This window comes from Maricaulis sp. (assembly GCF_048269565.1).
Lineage (GTDB): Bacteria > Pseudomonadota > Alphaproteobacteria > Caulobacterales > Maricaulaceae > Maricaulis.
In genome coordinates, this window is record NZ_JBLXIK010000002.1 from 19,396 (window position 1) to 37,453 (window position 18,058).

Consider the following 18,058-nt stretch of genomic DNA (forward strand, 5'->3'; position numbering starts at 1 on the left):
GGCACCGGATCAATGCCTGGACCTAAAAGCCTATACGGATTTCCATGCGGGCCCCGTTGGCCGAGAAATCACCATCGCCGAGGCCGGCAAAGCTGGTCTCGATGGCGAGGCTGGCGCCCGGCGAAATCTGACCACGCAGACCGAACTTCGCGTCAGCGCGGACACCGCCTGTACCGACCAGGCCGCCATTCTCGTCCATCAATTGCGCCGCGTCATAATCCCAGACACCGGTGATATCCAGGCTCGGCTCCCACCAGCCGCCCGAAGGCGTATCGAAGCGATAGGCGATCTGCGGACCGGCCTGGAAGCGTCCGATCGCGATGGTCTGCTCCGGAATATCGATGCCGAGGCTGTCGACATAGGCGGCCTGGCTCTCCTCGAAATGGGCGAGGCCGGCGGTTGGACGGATGCGCCAATTGCCCGAACGCCATTCGCCGGTCAGGTTCATCCGGACCAGATAACGCGTGGTGGTGAACTCATCCTCATAGAGACCGAGCGGATCGACCGTATTGTCGGATTCGCCATACATGGCGGTGGCATCGAACCAGAGGCCGTCGCCAATTTCCCGGACCAGGTAGGGGCCGGCGAGCCAGCCACTGCCTTCAATCCGGGCGCCGCGAATGGCGCCCGCACGTTCGGCGATATCGTCGGCCGTCTCGTCCATCCAGTCATGCTGGAACATCACGCCGACAATCGTCTGCTGCCCCAGCATCCAGTCGGCCCCAAGCTGGACCAGGCCAAAGGCACTGTCGGCTGCGTCGCCGGCCCGGTCATCAGAGACCGACGAATAGTTGGCAGAGAACCAGACATCGAGCCCGTTCTCATCCACCTCAACATCGGCTGCCTCGCCCTCCATCTGCGGCGCGGAATCATGGGCGGCGCGGCGCATGCCGGACAGGCTGGCGCCCATCGAGACATTGCGCGTACCGCCATTGATATCGGCAGCAAACTGACCGGGTGAACGGGTGTCGCGATCCTGGACACGCCGGGTCAGATCCGGTGCGGCCTGGAGAATGCGGTCACCGCGACGGACCATGAAATTGCGGATAGCACGCTGGGTAGCCAGTTGGACCTCTGCCTCATCACGGGTATTGGCGAAGGTGCAGACAATGTCCTCATTGGCATCCAGATCGATATCGACCCGGCCAGCGGCGAGATCGATGACGCTGCCGCCATCCGTGTCGCCGACGCAGCTGATCGTATCGAGACGCCAGCCTGCCGGGACCGATTGCGCCACATCATACGTGCCCAGCAGTTTGCGCACTGGTGTGCTCGCCGCATAGCCGGCCTGGGTGGTCAGGCTGAGGGCATCCAGATCGCTGTCGCTGGAGGTGAAGACGAAGGTCTCGTCACGCTGGACACCGCCCGGCGTGGTCGAAACCAGCTGTATCGAGCCACGACGCTCCGCGATCGAAACGGTAAGCGGGATGGCGACAACGATGGTGTCACCGCTGGCGCGCGTCTCGGCATTGGGCCCCTTGGCAGCAGCACCGCCGCCGCTGAGATTGATCACGGTCACCGTGCCGGTATAGGTGCCGGCTGGCAGCGCATTGGCGAGTTCATTGACGGTGATCGTCAGATCCACGCCGCCAAAAGCCGGGAGAGTGCCGCTCAGGGGATCGACATCGAGCCAGTCGACATCGGCTTCGACCCGGAACTGGACCGGCTGGCTGCCGGGATTAGTGACCGTGGCAGTCGCCGTGACATCCGTCGGGTCCTCGACATCGCTGCCCAGAATAACTTCAACCTCGATGGGCTGCGCCACGGCTTCGATCGAAGCGGACTCAGCTTCATTGCCATTGCCCGCCGCATCTTCCGCGACCTCGGCGGCAACGCTGATCTCGATGCTGCCGATCGTCTGCGGCGTCACCAGGACGGTGTATTCGCTCGCGCTGGCGGCCGTGAATGCGGACAGATCGGCATTGGAGGCGCGAATGTCATCGAGCTCGAAACCGGTGACATCCTCGGAAAAGGTGAAGCTGGCCGTGAAGGGCCCTTCGGTCTCGGTGCCGGGCAGGGCAATGGTCAGAACGGGCGCGGTATTGTCGGTGATGATGGAGAATTGCTCCGCCGCCAGATTGGCATTGCCGGCCGCGTCGATCACGGTTTCAGCGGGCAGGTCCACCGTCACCGGGCTTCCGGCCGTCGGCGTCACGATCAGCTCGTATTCGCTACCGCTGCCGCTCAGATCAGAGAGATCGGCATTGACGGCCACAAAATCCTCGAGCGCCAGATCGGTCACGTCCTCGGAGAAGGTCACCGTCAGCGTGAAGGCCCCGATCGCCGGCTCGGCGGCATCGCTGCTCAGCACCACCGTCGGCGCAGTGCCATCCGTACCGATCGTGAATTGCGTCGCGGCCAGGTTTGCATTGCCCGCCACATCTTCGGCCGCACCGGCGGCGAGATCGACGGTGACATCACCATCGGCAGCCGGCGTGATCGTCACAGAATAGTCAGAGCCAGAGCCCGTGAGGTCAGACGCCGCACCATTGCCGACCGTCAGGTCTTCGAGGGTAAAGCCGGTAACACCTTCGGAGAAGGTGATCGCCAGCTCGAAGGCGCCGGAGACCGGATCCGTCGAGGCCGTGGAGAGCGTCACCTCTGGCGCGGTCACGTCCGCCGCGATGGTGAATTGCGTCGCAGCGAGGCTGGCGTTGGCGCTCTCGTCCTGGGCGGCACCGGCAGCAAGATCCACCGTCACATCGCCATCGGCCGACGGTGTGATCGTGACCGTATATTCAGCCTCGCCCCGGCTGGAGCGCGAGGCCGACTCACCACCGTGGGCCGCGTTACCCGCAGGCGGAGCCGAGCCGGAGAAATCTGAAGCCGTGCCATTGCCAACGACGATGTCCTCGAGGGCGAGGCCGGTCACGGCTTCAGAGAAGACAATGTCGAGCGTGAAGGCGCCCGCGACCGGACCGGCGTCCACGGAGGACAGCACCACACTCGGCGCGACCACGTCGTTGACGAGCGTGAATGTCGTCTCATTCGCACCGGACGGCGTCAGACTGACCAGAGCTTGCCCGGAATAGTCGGCGACATCATTGCCCGCCGCGAGTGACAGGGTCACCACGCCGTTCAGCGATGGCAGATCGCCACTATAGGCCGAAACATTATAGACATCGGGGGCCGCCGATCCGGAGCTGGCAGTCCCGGCAGCGGGCTCATTCAGGCCGCCGCCGGCAGATCTCACGGAGATCTGCGCCGTCGTGCCATCAAGCGCGAAGTCCGAACGATCCAGATTGGACACGGGTTCGGAGAAGGTCACCACCCACGTCAGACTGTCGGAATCCGTTGTCTCGGCGAGCCAGCTGGCGCGTTCGATCGAGACGAGCAGTGGCGCGGTCTCATCATTGGTCACGCTCAGCGTCTGACCGCCGGCCAGATTACTGTTCCCCGCCATGTCGGTCATCACATCCGCGGCGACACTGATCATCACCGTGCCTTCGGCCAGTGGAGTGATCGTGAAGGAGAAGAACTCGCCGTCCTGCGCCAGCAGGGCCGCCGTCGCATTGGAGAGGGTCAGATCAGCCGCTGTGAAACCGATGACCACCTCGTCAAAACTGACGTTCACTACAAAATCGCCGGTCGTCGTGTCACCGGGGCTATCCAGCTCGAGTTGCGGCGTCGGGGCCGTGTTGTCGACCGTGACGACCCGCTCATCCGTCCCGCCGGTCGGCGCGAGGCTTTGGAGCCTGAACCCGCCGGCATCAACGGCATCGGTGTAATAGCCCAGCTGGAGCTCGACCGATCCATCGAGCGAGGCGAGGTCGCCACCTGAGGCTTCCACGACATACACAGTCGGCTGTGGCTGCGTCACCGACGTGATGGTCGCGGTGGTGTTGACCAGGCGGAAATCGTCTTCCGAGACATTGTCGAGCTCTTCCGAAAACATGACGGCCCAGGTCAATGTGTCGGAATGGGTCGGAGAGCCACCGGTGGTGACGAATTCCACGACCGTCACGCTGGGTGGCGTAAAGTCATACAGGTAGGAGGCCTGCTCCGGCGCCGCATGGCCATTGCCCGCGATATCGGTCGCCGCGCCCGCGGCGAGATCAACCGTCACCAGTCCGTCGCCGGCCGGCGTAATCGTGACGAGATACCCGTTCCCGAAGGTCCTGAGGTCTGACGCCGTGCCATTTCCGACAATGAATTCATCCAGCTCAAGCCCGGTCAATCTCTCGCCGGACAACACGACGAGCGTAAGCTGACCCGTGTCCTCAACCATATCCGCGTCGATGATGAACTCCACGACGGGTGCTGTGCGATCAAGCGTATAGCCAATTTCCTTGGTGCCGGTCGCAACATAGCTCCCCGGGTTGTTGCCATACTCGTCGGGATAGGGGCCACCCTCACCAAAATTGATATAGACGTAGCCCTCATGCGTCGGCAGATCGCCGCCGGATGCCGTGACATAGAAGCCGACCGAATAACGCTCCACCTCGATCGTCCCCACATTCACATTCCGCACACTGAAGGCTTCAGGTGGGAGGCTGTAGCCAGACGAAATGCTCGAGAACTGGAAATCCCACGTCAATTCCGTTGCGTTTGTCAGCTCCGATGTCGAAGTCACTCGGCGAATATGGGCCAGAACCGGCGCGGTATTCGAAACATCGAAATAGTTTTCATTGGTCCCTGACGGGGTCGCATCGACCAAGGCGCGGCCGTCGGTGTCTTCGATATCCTGTGAAGCAGAGACGCCGAGGGACACGATCCCGTCCAGCCCGGCAAGGTCGCCGCCGCCTATCCGGACATGCCAGGCATTTCCGCCGGCCGACTGTGCGTTGAGAACCGTGGCAGTGCTGCCGGTCACGCTGAAATCAGTCTCATCCACTCCGGTCACAGGCTTGGAAAACGTAACAAGCCACCAGAGGTAATCCTCGTTTGTCTTTTCGCTCAAAGGGTCGGTGCGCTCGATCGAGAGTATGGTCGGCGGGCTCATATCCGCCGCGATCGAGAACCGGGTCGAGGCCGTGTTCTCATTGCTGGAGTCATCGTACAGGCTGCCAGCGGGGAGATCGACCGTCACAGTGCCCGTCGAGGACGGGCGCAGGGTGAAGCTGCCCGTATAGGGCCCCGGGAATGAGAAGCTCTCCACCGTGGCATTGCCGACCACGAGGTCGGACTCGGCGAAGGCGACAATATAGTCGGCAAAGCCGTCCTGCGGCGTACACGCCACGGTGACGGTGAACACATCGGTGACCGGTGCCGAGGCTGCCGATGCAAAGGCACAGTTCGGCGCGGTGTTGTTGACGGTGACAAGCTCTTCGTACTCGGTGTCCAGATTGGTGAGCGGCACCCCGTCAAGGCTCTCGATATCCTGACCGGCGACGAGACGGATCGTGACCTGCCCGTTCAGATCCGCCAGATCTCCGCCAGAGAGTGTCGCCAGGTAGCTGCTGGCATTGCCGGCGCTCCATCCGGTGATGGTGGCCGTCGTGCCGATAACTTCAAAATCGGTCGCATCGACATTGCGCACGTCGATGTCGAAACTGAGCCGGATACTGATCGAATCGGCATTGGTGTAGGTCGGCCCGCTCGTGGACTCGAGGCGTGGCGCAGCAGGCGCGGGAATTCGCGATTCGGCACCGGGGGTCAGGCCGGCACCAGCGACGAGGGCTGCGCCGAGCATGGCCACCACAAGACCGGGCGTTTTCGCACCGATACCCCGGCACGCGCGGGCAAGGCCGCCCCATGCAGCTGAGCCAAAACCAAACATGAGCTTACTCCCCTTAACTGCGGCGCGCGGCGGATGGCGACTTCCCCCGAAGCCGCCATCCACCTTGCGCAATGCCCTGCGGACATCGCACAGCGCGCCTCCCCCCCAGTTCCCACGCCCACCTAGAGGTTGAGCGCAAATAAGGGTTGGATTTCAACTTGATTGGGCAATGTTTTAAGACCAGCATCAATCACCCATATGGGTGGTTCTGGCCGCCTTTTCTGTGAAATCCGTCCACGCGAAAGCCGCCCATGTCCGATCCTGATTCTGCGCCTCAACCGGAAAACTTCCCCGCAACCAGGCTCGGGATTGGGCAGCGGGCGAGCTATGGCGCCGGCGATATCGGCTTCGTGCTGGTATGGCAGGGAGCCGCGCTCTTCCTGCTCTATTTCTATACCGACATTCTGCACTTGCCGCCCTGGACGGCCGGCGCGATCTATCTGGCCGGCATGATCTGGGATGCCGTGTCCGATCCGCTGGTCGCGACCTGGGCCGAGCGCCGCGCCGCCCGTACCGGGCGCTATGGCCCGATCATCGCCTGGTCGGCGCTGCCCGTCGGTCTCAGCTATGTCTGGATGTTCTCAATCCCTGCCGATGGCGGCCTGTCGACAGCTATAGGCGCCCTGCTCAGTCATCTGGTGTTCCGCACCGCCTTCACCTGTGCCGGCATGCCCTACAATGCGCTGCCCGCAAAGCTGACCCGCGACAGCGACGCGCGCACAAGCCTGGCTGCCCTTCGTGTGGTTGGCGCCGCCATCGGCGGGCTGACCGTGGCCATAGTCACACCGCTCCTCGTGCAAGGCGCGGCCGGGTCAGGGGAAGCGGGCGCCTACCACCTGGCAGCGGCCGCCACCGGCGGCGTCGCGGCGGCCGTGCTGCTGCTCTCCAGCCTCGGCATTCGCGAACCCCGCACCCTCACAGCTGCGCCGACGGCCACCGGCTATCTGGGCGATCTCGGCGCGCTATGGCCCAGCCTGCGGCGCAACGGACCCTTGCAACGCCTGTTGGCGATGATGTTGCTGGCGACCGTCGGATTCGGCCTGTTCACCCAGAACATGCTGTATTTTCTCACCCATGTTCTGGCGCGGCCAGAACTGACCCTGCCGGTGCTGGCGAGCCCGGCCCTGGCGATGATCGTCACCGCTCCGCTGTGGATGGTGCTGGCCGCGCGCAGCTCGAAGCGCCTCGCGATGCTGGCCGGTCTGGGTACCGCGACGACCGGCTATCTGCTCCTCGGCCTCGCGCCTGCAGCAGACGCCGCGCTCACCCTCACCAGTGTCGGGCTCGTCGGTGTCGGCAGCGCGGCGCTGCCGGTGATGTTCTGGTCAATGGTCCCCGACGTGATCGACTATGGTCAATTGCGGACAGGTCGGCGTGTGGAGGCCCGCACCTTCGGCCTCACGACCTTCGTGCAGAAAAGCGCTGCCGGGGTCACGGCCCTGATCATCGGAGGCCTGCTGGGCTGGGCAGGCTATTCGCCCGACGCAGCGCAGACACCGGCGGCGCAATCCGCGATCATCACCATGATCTCCTGGTTGCCGGCCATCTGCATGGTCATTATCGCCGGCGTGGTCTGGGGCTATCCGATCGACCGGAGGCGGCATCGCGAAATCATTGCGCAACTCGCCGAGCAAGATGAGCCCGCCGGACACGCCACCCGTTCGGGCGGTTGAGCGCGAGGAAAGCGAGTGGCAATGTGAGCTCTTGCACGGGCGTCGGCGCTCGGCCAGCGATACCTGAAAGGCCCGAGATGAGCGAGACCGCCCAGGAGCAGAAAGCCCATGAGCTTCCCGCCTGGGAACCGGGTGCCGAGCTGCACGAGGTTCATCTCGGCCAGGCGCGATTGCTGCACGCCCGCACCGGTCAGTCCTGCCTGATTGTCTCGGGAGTGACCCTCTATCTTGCGGCGCTGATCGGGCTGACCGGCGATCTGCCTTTCGCCGCGATCTGGCTGGCGGCAACGGGGACGATGATCGCCGTCGTCTATGCCTATGCACGCCTGATGGCACCCGATGGCATCAATGCCGGCAATTACCGTCGCTATCTGACCGGGCACACGGTGATCTCGGCGCTCACCGGTCTGGTCTGGGCCGGACTGGCGAGCGCCTTCCTTGATCCCGACTCCGTGCTCAACATGTTCATCGCCGTCAATATGGTCTTCTCCATCACCGTCGGTGGCGTGATGCCGAGCGCCGAATACCGCCCGACCTTTGTCAGCCTGGCAACGGCCACGCTGCTGCCCTTCTCCGGCTATTGGCTGTTGAGCGTGGAAGGTCCGCTGCGGTTGATCGGGATCGGATTGCTCATCTATTACGCCTTCGGCCTGCTGGTCAGCGCCCAGGCCGAGGTACAGACCATCGCCAGCCTCGCCGCCGAGCGCACGCGAAAGCTGACCCAGCGCCTGCAGGAAAAGAACCGGATCATCGAACGGGCCAGCGCCAGCAAGTCGCGTTTTCTCGCTGCAACCAGCCATGACATGTCGCAACCGCTACAGGCGCAGGGGTTCTTCATTCGTGCGATCCGGCGCACGCTCGACCGGCCGGACCAGGTCGAACTGCTCGACAAGATCGAGGCTGCCTGGCGCAGCCAGCAACAATTGCTGCAGGCGCTGGTCGAGACCGCCCGGCTGGACAGCGGCGCGATCATTGCCCGCATCCGCCCCTTCGCGCTCGATGAAGTGCTGCAGGGCCTGCGGGCCGAGTTCGCCGATCTGGCCCACGCCAAATCGATCGAGCTGATCGTCGCGCGCACAACCATCGCCGTGAACAGCGACGCGCTTCTGGTCACACGGATCCTGCGCAACCTGCTCTCGAACGCCATCAAATTCACCCCGCCTGGCGGCCAGGTCGAACTGCACTGCACGCGGTCCGACGACGGCCTGCTGGTCGAAGTCAGCGATGACGGACCCGGCGTGACGGCGGCCGAACGCGAGCGTATTTTCGAGGAATATGTGCAGCTGCAGCCGGGCCAGGCCGGCAATGAACGTGGACTGGGGCTCGGCCTGACGATCGTGCATCAGCTGGCCCGCAAGCTGAATGTCGAACTTCGCTTTGCCTCGACGCCGGGCGAAGGCACACGCGCCGGCATAGTCTTGCCGCTCGCCGACGCGGCGCCCGCCCCGCAGGGCGGCGCGCGGCCGGACGCGATTGACGGCAGCCCGCTGGTCCTGCTGGTCGAGGACGAGCCGGCAGTGCGCGAAGGACTGACTATACTGCTGACGGATTGGGGCTGCCGCGTCATCGCGGCCGGCTCCGGCGCTGAAGCAATGGAACTCCTGTCCTGGGCGGATGCGGAGCCAAACCTGTTGATCGTCGACAAGCGACTGGCCGGCGGCGAGGACGGGCTGGACACCATTCAGGCGGTGCGCAGCGAAGTGGTGGCCGAGATTCCCGCCGTGCTGCTCACCGGCGATATCTATCAGTTCGAGGCCGTGACCGGGATGGAGCGGATCACCGTCCTGCCCAAGCCCGCCGACCCGACCCAGCTCCATTCCCTCCTGCGTGAGGCCCTTGAACGGCCCCGGGCCTAGATCAGGCCCAGCGCCTGCGCCTTGCGGACACAGGCTGTTCGCGTATGGGCCTCAAGCGCCTCGAAGATCGAGCGCATATGGGACTTCACGGTATTTTCGCTGATATTGAGCCGGGCGGCGATATTCTTGTTGGTCTCGCCGCGTCCGATCAAATCGAGAATTTCCAGCTGGCGCGGCCCCAGGCGCGGCAATTGCCGTTCGGCCTGTGACTGCCACATCTCCCCGTCGGCGCCATTTGCGGTCACCGCATCGCCCGGCGCGCCCTCGAACCAACTGCCCCCGGCCAGGATGGCATCAACGGCGTTGAGCAGAACCGCGGTGTCGGCGGATTTGTGCACAAAACCGCGCGCTCCGAGTTTCTTCATTTCGACCAGCGGTGGCTCGGCGCCGATACCCGAGAGCATCATCACCGGCATGCGCGGACTGCGCTCGCGGATCGCGGCCAACAGGGCCAGCCCGTTCATTGACCGCATCACCAGGTCGAGAATCACCAGGTCATAGGCGGTCGACGGGACAAACCCCTTCAGGAAATCGACCGGATCGCTGAAAACCTCGACCGCGTATCCCTCGCGCAAACCGGTCAGCAGGGCACTGAACCCGTCAGAAAACATCCGGTGGTCATCGACCAAGGCGACGCGTCGGCTCGAAATCATCCTGCTGCAAGCCTCACCGGATCCAAGACAAGACGACAGACCGATCGTGACAAGGCCTGCGCCCCGAAACCCCGGTCCATCACCAAGACCCTAGCCCATGCTCCCGAGCGAGACCAAGCCGTGTGTCAGACGCATCCGCGCACAGGGTTCAGTGCGACTCGGCGGCGCTCAGCCGCTTCAGCGCATTGTGGTCGTTGAGCAGGCCTTTCCAGAGGCTGACGCAACACACCAGCAGAACGACCGTGAACGGCAAGGCCGCCGAAATGGCGCCCGCCTGCAGCGCCTGCAGGGCCTGGGCACCGCCGCCATAGAGCAGGATCGCCGCAACGCCTCCTTCCAGCGTCGCCCAGAAGATGCGCTGCGGGACGGGTGCATGCAGCTTGCCGCCTGCGGTGATGCTGTCGATCACCAGCGAGCCGCTATCCGACGAGGTGACGAAGAAAATGAGGATCAGCACCACGGCAAAGCCGGAGGCGATCTGCGTGAAGGGCAGGTTCTCCAGCATGTGGAACAACACCAGCGAGACCTCGCCGATACCCGCCTGCAGCGTGCCAATGCCACCCTCGGCCTGGAACAGCGCCGTCTCGCCGAATGTGGTGAACCAGATAATGGTCACGACCAGCGGCACGAAGATCACCGAGAGCAGGAATTCGCGCACCGTGCGGCCCTTGGAAATGCGGGCGATGAACATGCCAACGAATGGCGACCAGGATATCCACCAGGCCCAGTAGAACACCGTCCAGCCATGGAACCAGTCGGTGTCCTCGCGCCCGATCCAGTTCGATAGCGGCACGAAATCGCGAACATAGTTGAGCGCATTGTCCATGAAGCCGGTGGCGATCAACACGGTCGGGCCGACAATGAAGACAAAAGCGAGGAAGAGGGCCGCCATCACCATATTGATGTTGGAGAGGACTTTGACCCCGCCGTCGAGACCGCGCACGACAGAGATGATCGCAATCGAGGTTATGAAGGCGATAATGAGGATCTGTGTCAGCAAGCCCGGATCAATCTCAAACAGGAAATGCAGACCGCTCGCGATCTGCTGCGCGCCCAGACCGAGACTCGTCGCCAGCCCGAACAGGGTCGCGACCACGGCGAGAATATCGATGACATGTCCGGGCCAACCCCAGACCCGCTCGCCCAGGAGGGGGTAGAAGGCCGAGCGCATGGTCAAGGGAAGCCCCTTGGAGAAAGTGAAATAGGCCAGCGCCAGACCGATCACCGCATAGATCGCCCAGGCATTCAGGCCCCAATGGAACATGGTGGCGCTGAGCGCCAGGTCGCGGGCTTCCGGGGTACGCGCCTCGACACCGAGCGGCGTTCCTGACCAACCGGTATAGTAGGCCAGCGGTTCAGCGGCGCCCCAGAACATCAGCCCGATCCCGATCCCGGCAGAGAACAGCATGGCAAACCAGGACAGGGTCGAGAATTCCGGCCGGGCCTCGCTGCCGCCGATGCGCAAGCGGCCCATCGGTGACACGATGAGCGCCAGACAGAAAACAAATACGAGATTGACCGTGGATACAAACAGCCAGTCGAAGGTCGCCAGGACCCAGTCCCGCGCGGCGAACAGGGCGGCGCCCACGGTCTCGGGTGCGCCCAGCGCCAGACCGATAAATCCAAGCACAAGGACTGCAGCGACGAAGAAGACCGGGTTGTGGACATCCAGCCCGAGGAGCGAGACATTGTTTTCGCCGGTCTTGTGGGTCGTCTTGTAGAATCTTTTGGGCATGTTCAGTCCCTGTATCCTGTCAGCGCCGGCCCCAGGGCCTCGCGCAGCGGGTTGAGATGGGCGTCGAAATGGCGCCATTGTTCGATACCGGCGCGATTGATCGGTTGGCGCACCTGTTCCGAGCTCGCCGTCCGCACAGCCCGGTCCGTTTTGTGAAAATCCAGGCAGGCCGGCTCGAAGGCCAGACCGCAGAAGTCGAGAATACGGCGGACCTGGGTCTCCAGATCGGTCACGACATCCTCGTATTGAACGCGCAGGATCTCGCCCGGCAGGACGGCGTCCCAATGGCGCATCAGCTCGACATAGCCGCGATAATAGTGGCCGACTTCCTCGAGCCCGTAGGTAAATTCCTGGCCCTCGGCGAACAATTGTTTGAAGCCGGAGAAGCAACAGGCCATCGGCTCGCGCCGCGCATCAATGATCTTCGCATTCGGCAGGATCAGCTTGATCAACCCGATATGGCGGAAATTATTGGGCATCTTGTCGGTGAAAAAGGGAGCGCCGGCCCGATGGATACGGGTGTTCTCGATATAGGCCTCGCCCATCTGGCGCAGCTGGTCACCGCTCAATTCCTCTAGAATGCGCGGATAGCGCGAGCGATCGGTGAACTTGTTGCGGCCGCGCAGCCGGTGAGCCAAAGAGAGAATGTCGGGCAGTTCCAGCGTGCCATCGACCTGGCTGTGCGACGCGAGGATCTGCTCCAGCAGGGTCGAGCCGGCGCGCGGCAGGCCGACAATGAAAATCGGGTCCGGCGCCGCAGCTCCCATACCCGCCTTGCTGGCGAACAGGGCCGGGGTGCAGACGCTTTTCTGGGCCTCGAACTCCTCGGCCATCTGGTCGGACGTATAGCGCGTCTGCAGGCGTTTGAGTTCATTGCCGCGCGCATAGGCCTCGAAGGCCCCCCCGTAGTCGCCCGCATCTTCCAGCGCCTTGCCGAGTGCGAAGCCGATATGGATTTGATCCTGATGCGGCAGGCCGGGCGCCTGCTGCAGGGCCTCCATCGCCGAGCGATCCTCGGCGCTGAACCGATAAGTCTTCAGATTGGCCAGCGCATACCAGGCATCGCCATGATCTGGCTTTCTGTCGAGGGCGGCGCGATAGGACGCGACAGCCTCGTCCTGCCGCCCCATGGTCTTGAGCGCATGACCGCGCGAGGTGAGCACCAGCGGATCATCGGGCAGGATGGCCAGCACACGGTCGAACAGCTCGAGGGCACGGTCATAATCGCCCGTCTGCATCAGCTCGATCGCCAGATGCGACAGGAAGACAGGGTTCTCCGGATCGCGCTCATACAGCGATTGGGCCTGGGCGAGCGCCGCCGCGAACTTCTGCCGTTTGCGCAGGACCTGGATGTAGTCGAGCCGGACCTGGATATTGTCGGGCTCGAACTCGACAGCGCTTTCGAGCAGAAAATCGGCATCGTCGAGCACGCCCAGCCGCACCCCGATATCGGCCAGAAGACGCATCGCCTCGACATGACGGGGATGTTTCTGCAGGAAGGCACGGCAGAGGTGTTCGGCCTTCAGGACCTTGCCGTCAGCGAGCAGGTCGGTGACCGCGACGACATCCTTGGGCAGGGCGGACAGGCGATCGACCTGCGCCCCGGCCAGCGCCGCCGCCGGGACGTCGCCCGCTGCGGCGAGCAATTCGACCTGGGCGCGCCAGCTGGCGATCAGGGCGGGATTGAAGCGGCAGGCCCCTTGATAGGCGGCCAGGGCGGCGTCCGGTTCGCCCTGTTCACGCAGGAGATGCCCCGCCTCCTGCCAAGCCCGTCCATGTTCCGGCGCGACGCGCTGCAACGCTGCGAGATGGGCCTGTGCTGCCGGGTAATCCTTGCGATAGCGCGCGCATACGGCCGCAGCATAGCGGGCATCAACATGGCCGGGCTCGGCCGCAAGCACTCCGTCCAGCTGGCGCGCCGCCGCATTGAAATCGCCGGCCATCAGCGCTTGCTGGGCCTGTTTCACGGCAGCGGCTTGGGCGTCCGGGGATGAAGTCAATACGCGCTCCAGAGACGGCGAAGGGAAGCGCACCGTCCGGCGCACTTCCCCTGCCATGGTAAGCACCTGACGGGTCAGGTCTAGAAGTCGACCCCGACGCGCACGCCCCAGGTCCGCGGACGCGAGACGGTCACCCGCTCGCGATCGTAGACGAAGTTGTTGGCCATCTGCGCCCGCTCGTCGGTCAGATTGTCAACGAAGAGCTCGACACGCCACTGATCGGTGGTAACGCCGGTCGAGAAGCTCGCCATTGTATAGCCGTCAATGGTCGCCTTGTTGATCTCGACCACGTCTGAAACGCTGTCGGCCGAATGGATGATCTGCGGCATCACATGCGCGGTCCAGCCATTGTCGAGCTGCCACTCATAGCGGGCCCGCAGATTGGCCTGGAAGGACGGCGCAAAGGCCAGATCCGATCCGACAAGGACGTCATTGGTCGGGATCAGGACTTCGGTGATCTCGGTATCGAGGATCGAGACGGCGCCGGTCACGGTCAGCCCCTCCATCTCGGCAGGAGCCCAGATGAAGTCACTTTCAACACCACGGATTTCCGCGTTCGCAGCATTGTCCGAGAAGAAGAGGTTGACGATGCTCGGATCGAAAATCGTCGTCTGCAGGCGTTCGATCTCGACATAGAAGGCCGAGCCATTGAAGCGCAAGGTGTTGTCGAACAGCTCGGTCTTCCAGCCGAACTCGTAATTGGTCACATCATCGGTATCGAGCGCGAAGGGCACGGTATAGCCACCCGGCCCGGAAGCACCGCCGGGACGATTGAGCAGACCCGGGCGGAAGCCTTCCGAATAGGTGCCGTAAAACAGCGTCGTATCGGTCGGACGCCAGGTGCCGGTCACGCGTGTGATCACACCGTCCGTCCGCGCGGCGTCTGGCGCCAGGAGCGCGGCAGCCACCGAGGCCGGAATACCCGGCGTGTTCGGATCGGTATAGGTGATGTGGTTGGCGGTGTTGCAGGAACCGTGGAAGGTGACCGCGCCATCGCCATTATACAGGTCGGAGATATCCGTACCGTAGGCATTCGCGTCCGACTGGAAGCCGTTGCAGAAGGAGGCGTTGGCGCTGCCTTCCAGGTCGACCTCGATATCATACCAGCGCGCACCCAGCGTCAGTTCGAACTGATCGGTGATGTCAAAGCTGACCTCGCCAAAAACGGCCTGTTGGTCGTCGGTGCGCAGGACATCATTGCGGAAGATCACACCGGCCGGGAACGGGCCCGGATCGGAGATATAGCCGGTCGTGAACGGGTAGTTCGGCGAGAAGCCGGTCTGGCCGAACAGAACCGCATTGACCGAACCGGGATAGGTGAAGTCATTGCGCTCGGCGAGTTCGAGGCTGGAGTAGAAACCACCGAAGGTCGCGCGGACACGGCGATCATCCGGCGTATTGAAGCGCAGTTCGTGCGTCTCGGCCTTGGCCTCGGTCAGACTGTCGACATAGAGGTTGGGAGCCTGGCAGGTGCCCGACGGGTTTGCGCCACCCGGATAGCTCACCGAGCCGTCACAGATATAGTATGGCAGATACTGCCCGACGAAGAGGTAGTCGGTATAATCGACGCGCTGGGTCGTCTCGCGGTCGGTATAGGCACCGGTGTAGACGACATCGAGCGCCGCGATGCGGCCTTCGAGCGTCCAGCTAACATTGGTGAATTCGTCCTCGATATTGTCATCGGCATAGCGCTGGATCTCGAGCTCGTTGAGGTCCGGATCCTGGAAGAAGACGCCCTCGGATTCCATTTGCTGGCTGGTGAAGCTGACCAGCAGGCTCCAGTCGGCATTGAAGTCGTAGAGACCGCTGAGGCGGAAGCCGTTATAGCTGGTGTCGTTGAAATCATCTTCAACGAGGGCGGTATTGTCCGCATCAAGGAAGGTGACGCCGGACAAATCCGCCGTCGACTGGAAGCCGGCGCGGAAGGCATTGACCGGCACGCCATTGTCACGAACCGTGCCGGCAGCCCGGAAACGCGCCGATTCCGAAACATTGACCGTGCCGGCGACATTATCGATATAGCCGCCCTGATTGTCGGAATAGACGACACCGCGCACGGCGAAATTATCGCTCACCGGCAGGTTGATGACGGCTTCGACCTTATTGCTCATTTCACCGTTTTCCGTGAAGGAAACGCCGAAATTGGTCGAGGCCGAGAATTCGCCGATTTGCGGCCGGTTGGTGATCAGGCGCACGGTGCCCGCTTGCGAGCTCGCGCCATAGAGCGTGCCTTGTGGCCCGGGCAGGACTTCGATGCGCTGCAGGTCAGCGGCATAGACGTCGAGATTGCGCCCCGGCTGGGCGAGCGGCTGCTCGTCGAGATAGAAGGCGACATTCGGCGCCAGACCGGCGACACCGGCTGTGGTCAGGTTCGGCGTCGTCGAGGCGAGGCCGCGAATATAGATCGTGCTCTGGCCAGGACCGGAGCCGCCAGCCGTCACACCCGGAAGCTGTTGCAGATAGTCGGTGAAGACATCAACACGAAGCTCTTCCAGCGTCGCGGCGGGCATTGCGTTGACGGCGACAGGAATGTCCTGGGCGCTTTGCTCGCGTTTCGTCGCGGTCACGGTGATGGTTTCGATCCCCTGTGCGAGCGCGGCTCCAGCACCGAGGGTGGAAACGGCAATGGCCGTCAGGATGGTCGATGATAGTGCGGTTTTCTTCAACATGAGTAACGCCAGACCCCTTTGAGTACGAATGATGCAGGCGGTCTAAGACACTCAGCGCGCTTTGGCTAGGATACTAAGAGGTCGAATTAAATCTCCAGCCGCCAGGCCGGGCGTGCTTCGCGACCATTTTGGGTAGAAAAAACAACTTGATCATGGCTAATGTGTTCGATTTACAACAAATTCATGACGCCGCATTGTCGCGCAAATCCCGTAGACCGCAAAGCGCTTCGCCATTGGGAGTTGGCCGCACCCTCGCCTTCGCGTATGAGACAGCTCCCGCAATGGCCAGACGCTCATGACCGATCACGACGACATCCTGATTGCCCTGCGCCGCATCACGCGCGCGATCGACCTTCAGTCCAAGAAGCTGATGAAGACGACGGGCCTGACGGCGCCGCAGCTCGTGATCATGCAGGCCCTGCGGCGCGAGGGCCAGATGTCCCCGTCCGCGATCGCCAAAACCGTTTCGCTCAGCCAGGCGACCATCACCAGTATTCTCGACCGGCTTGTAAAGCGCGACTATGTGTTGCGCGAACGCTCCGGCACCGACAAGCGCATTATCCTGGCCAGGCTAACGGACAAGGGAGCCGAAGCCGCAGCGGCAGCGCCCGAGCTGCTGCAATCAGGCTTTCTGCGCGAATTCCGCAAGCTGCAGGACTGGGAGGCCAGCATGCTGATCGCTTCGCTGCAACGCATCGCGGAAATGATGGACGCCGAGGATCTGGACGCCTCGCCCATCCTCGAAACCGGCGAAATCGATCCCGCTCCGGCAGCGGGCTGACGCTCTGTGGCCACAGCGAAGATACGTGGCAAACGGGCGTGGGCCTCGCTGCGCCCAGACTTCCTGACACCGACCACCCGCCAGCCCCTCCCGGGGGGCCGGCGGATGGTGCGGCTGCCTAGAATCGCATCCGGAGTTCAAACCCTGCGCGGTGATGCTCGGTTTCCTCACCAAACTCAGCGCCATAGCCGAAATTGACGCTGATCCGGTCATTCCCCACGATGTTGAAATCGGCACCGAGCTGGTAGACGACCTGGTCAAGCACGGTGCCGATAATCGCCGGGTCAGCCGCCGGATTGGCGCCGGTGAAGCGGATCGGCAGCACCATCTGGTCCCTGGAGCTGATCCGGGCACCCATGGTGAGCGAGACGGTACCCTGCCCGGTTTCACCCTCATGGAACACATGCCCGACGCGCAGGACCGGGTTGAGCGAAGCGATCAACTGGGTATCGCGGATCACTTGCACGCCCAGCCCGTCCAGACCGGTTTCACGCAGACCGTCGTGGCGCAGAGCCGTCAGGCCCAGCCCCACTGACGGGTTGGCGAACACTGAACCGGTGCGAAAGACATTGCCGACATGTGCGTCGAGGCGGACATGGCCGGTCTGCGGTTCCGACAGGCCAAGGCCCGGCTCGAACACGCTGACCGAACGCGCCGTTTCAAGCCAGGACCAGCCACCGGACACCGAAGCGCCGTAATAATGGCCGTCGGCATTGTGCCGCTCCAGGCCGATCCCGGCCGTGAAGCCCTGACCATCAGACTTGGCACGACCGCCATCGATCAGGGTTTCATTGATCTGCTCGTAGGCGATCGCGAGCGCCACCGACCAGTCATGGCCCAGTGGCTGCTGAAAGCCGCCGCTGAAGCGGGTCGAGCCGCTATCAACCCCGAGGTTTTCGAAGCTGGACGTCCGGTCCCGCGAGGATTGCTCCAGACGGTGCTGTCAGACAAACGCGAACCGGTCTCCGAAAT

The 18,058-nt window shown here is 63.2% G+C and carries 9 protein-coding genes; 3 read left to right on the plus strand and 6 right to left on the minus strand.

Annotated features, from left to right (window positions below):
• Window positions 1-22 precede the first annotated feature (22 nt).
• Window positions 23-5,719 carry an Ig-like domain-containing protein gene (locus ACN0YL_RS03585; RefSeq protein WP_417497061.1) on the minus strand — a complete coding sequence of 1,899 codons (5,697 nt, stop codon included), beginning with the start codon at window positions 5,717-5,719 and terminating at the stop codon, window positions 23-25.
• A 251-nt stretch (window positions 5,720-5,970) separates the two neighbouring features.
• On the opposite strand from ACN0YL_RS03585, the gene ACN0YL_RS03590 reads away from it, so the two are divergent.
• Window positions 5,971-7,392: an MFS transporter gene (locus ACN0YL_RS03590; protein ID WP_417497062.1), complete on the plus strand. Its 1,422-nt coding sequence runs from the start codon at window positions 5,971-5,973 to the stop codon at window positions 7,390-7,392.
• 77 nt (window positions 7,393-7,469) lie between these two features.
• Window positions 7,470-9,248, plus strand: a complete 1,779-nt coding sequence (locus ACN0YL_RS03595; RefSeq protein ID WP_417497063.1) for an ATP-binding protein — start codon at window positions 7,470-7,472, stop codon at window positions 9,246-9,248.
• Here the strand turns inward: ACN0YL_RS03595 and ACN0YL_RS03600 are convergent.
• The 4 genes from ACN0YL_RS03600 to ACN0YL_RS03615 form a co-directional block, all read right to left on the minus strand.
• Window positions 9,245-9,901, minus strand: a complete 657-nt coding sequence (locus ACN0YL_RS03600) for a response regulator transcription factor (protein WP_417492436.1) — start codon at window positions 9,899-9,901, stop codon at window positions 9,245-9,247. The genes ACN0YL_RS03595 and ACN0YL_RS03600 overlap by 4 nt on opposite strands.
• 148 nt (window positions 9,902-10,049) lie before the next feature.
• Window positions 10,050-11,636, minus strand: coding sequence for a BCCT family transporter (locus tag ACN0YL_RS03605; RefSeq protein ID WP_417492437.1), 1,587 nt, complete (start codon window positions 11,634-11,636; stop codon window positions 10,050-10,052).
• Window positions 11,637-11,638: 2 nt separating this feature from the next.
• Entirely contained in the window at window positions 11,639-13,636 is a 1,998-nt protein-coding gene (locus ACN0YL_RS03610; protein ID WP_417497064.1) for a tetratricopeptide repeat-containing sulfotransferase family protein, read from the minus strand.
• Window positions 13,637-13,716: 80 nt separating this feature from the next.
• Entirely contained in the window at window positions 13,717-16,305 is a 2,589-nt protein-coding gene (locus tag ACN0YL_RS03615; RefSeq protein ID WP_417492439.1) for a TonB-dependent receptor, read from the minus strand.
• Window positions 16,306-16,600: 295 nt separating this feature from the next.
• On the opposite strand from ACN0YL_RS03615, the gene ACN0YL_RS03620 reads away from it, so the two are divergent.
• Window positions 16,601-17,086 carry a MarR family winged helix-turn-helix transcriptional regulator gene (locus tag ACN0YL_RS03620; RefSeq protein WP_417492440.1) on the plus strand — a complete coding sequence of 162 codons (486 nt, stop codon included), beginning with the start codon at window positions 16,601-16,603 and terminating at the stop codon, window positions 17,084-17,086.
• Between the two features lie 118 nt (window positions 17,087-17,204).
• Here the strand turns inward: ACN0YL_RS03620 and ACN0YL_RS03625 are convergent, their stop codons facing one another.
• Window positions 17,205-18,020, minus strand: a complete 816-nt coding sequence (locus ACN0YL_RS03625) for an autotransporter outer membrane beta-barrel domain-containing protein (RefSeq protein ID WP_417497452.1) — start codon at window positions 18,018-18,020, stop codon at window positions 17,205-17,207.
• Between the last annotated feature and the right edge of the window lie 38 nt (window positions 18,021-18,058).

Excerpts from the sequence above, each read along its gene's own strand:
- ACN0YL_RS03595 (WP_417497063.1), top strand. The coding sequence starts at position 7,470 with ATGAGCGAGACCGCCCAGGAGCAGAAAGCCCATGAGCTTCCCGCCTGG.
- ACN0YL_RS03600 (WP_417492436.1), bottom strand. The coding sequence starts at position 9,901 with ATGATTTCGAGCCGACGCGTCGCCTTGGTCGATGACCACCGGATGTTT.
- ACN0YL_RS03585 (WP_417497061.1), bottom strand. The coding sequence starts at position 5,719 with ATGTTTGGTTTTGGCTCAGCTGCATGGGGCGGCCTTGCCCGCGCGTGC.
- ACN0YL_RS03620 (WP_417492440.1), top strand. The coding sequence starts at position 16,601 with ATGACCGATCACGACGACATCCTGATTGCCCTGCGCCGCATCACGCGC.
- ACN0YL_RS03605 (WP_417492437.1), bottom strand. The coding sequence starts at position 11,636 with ATGCCCAAAAGATTCTACAAGACGACCCACAAGACCGGCGAAAACAAT.
- ACN0YL_RS03590 (WP_417497062.1), top strand. The coding sequence starts at position 5,971 with ATGTCCGATCCTGATTCTGCGCCTCAACCGGAAAACTTCCCCGCAACC.
- ACN0YL_RS03615 (WP_417492439.1), bottom strand. The coding sequence starts at position 16,305 with ATGTTGAAGAAAACCGCACTATCATCGACCATCCTGACGGCCATTGCC.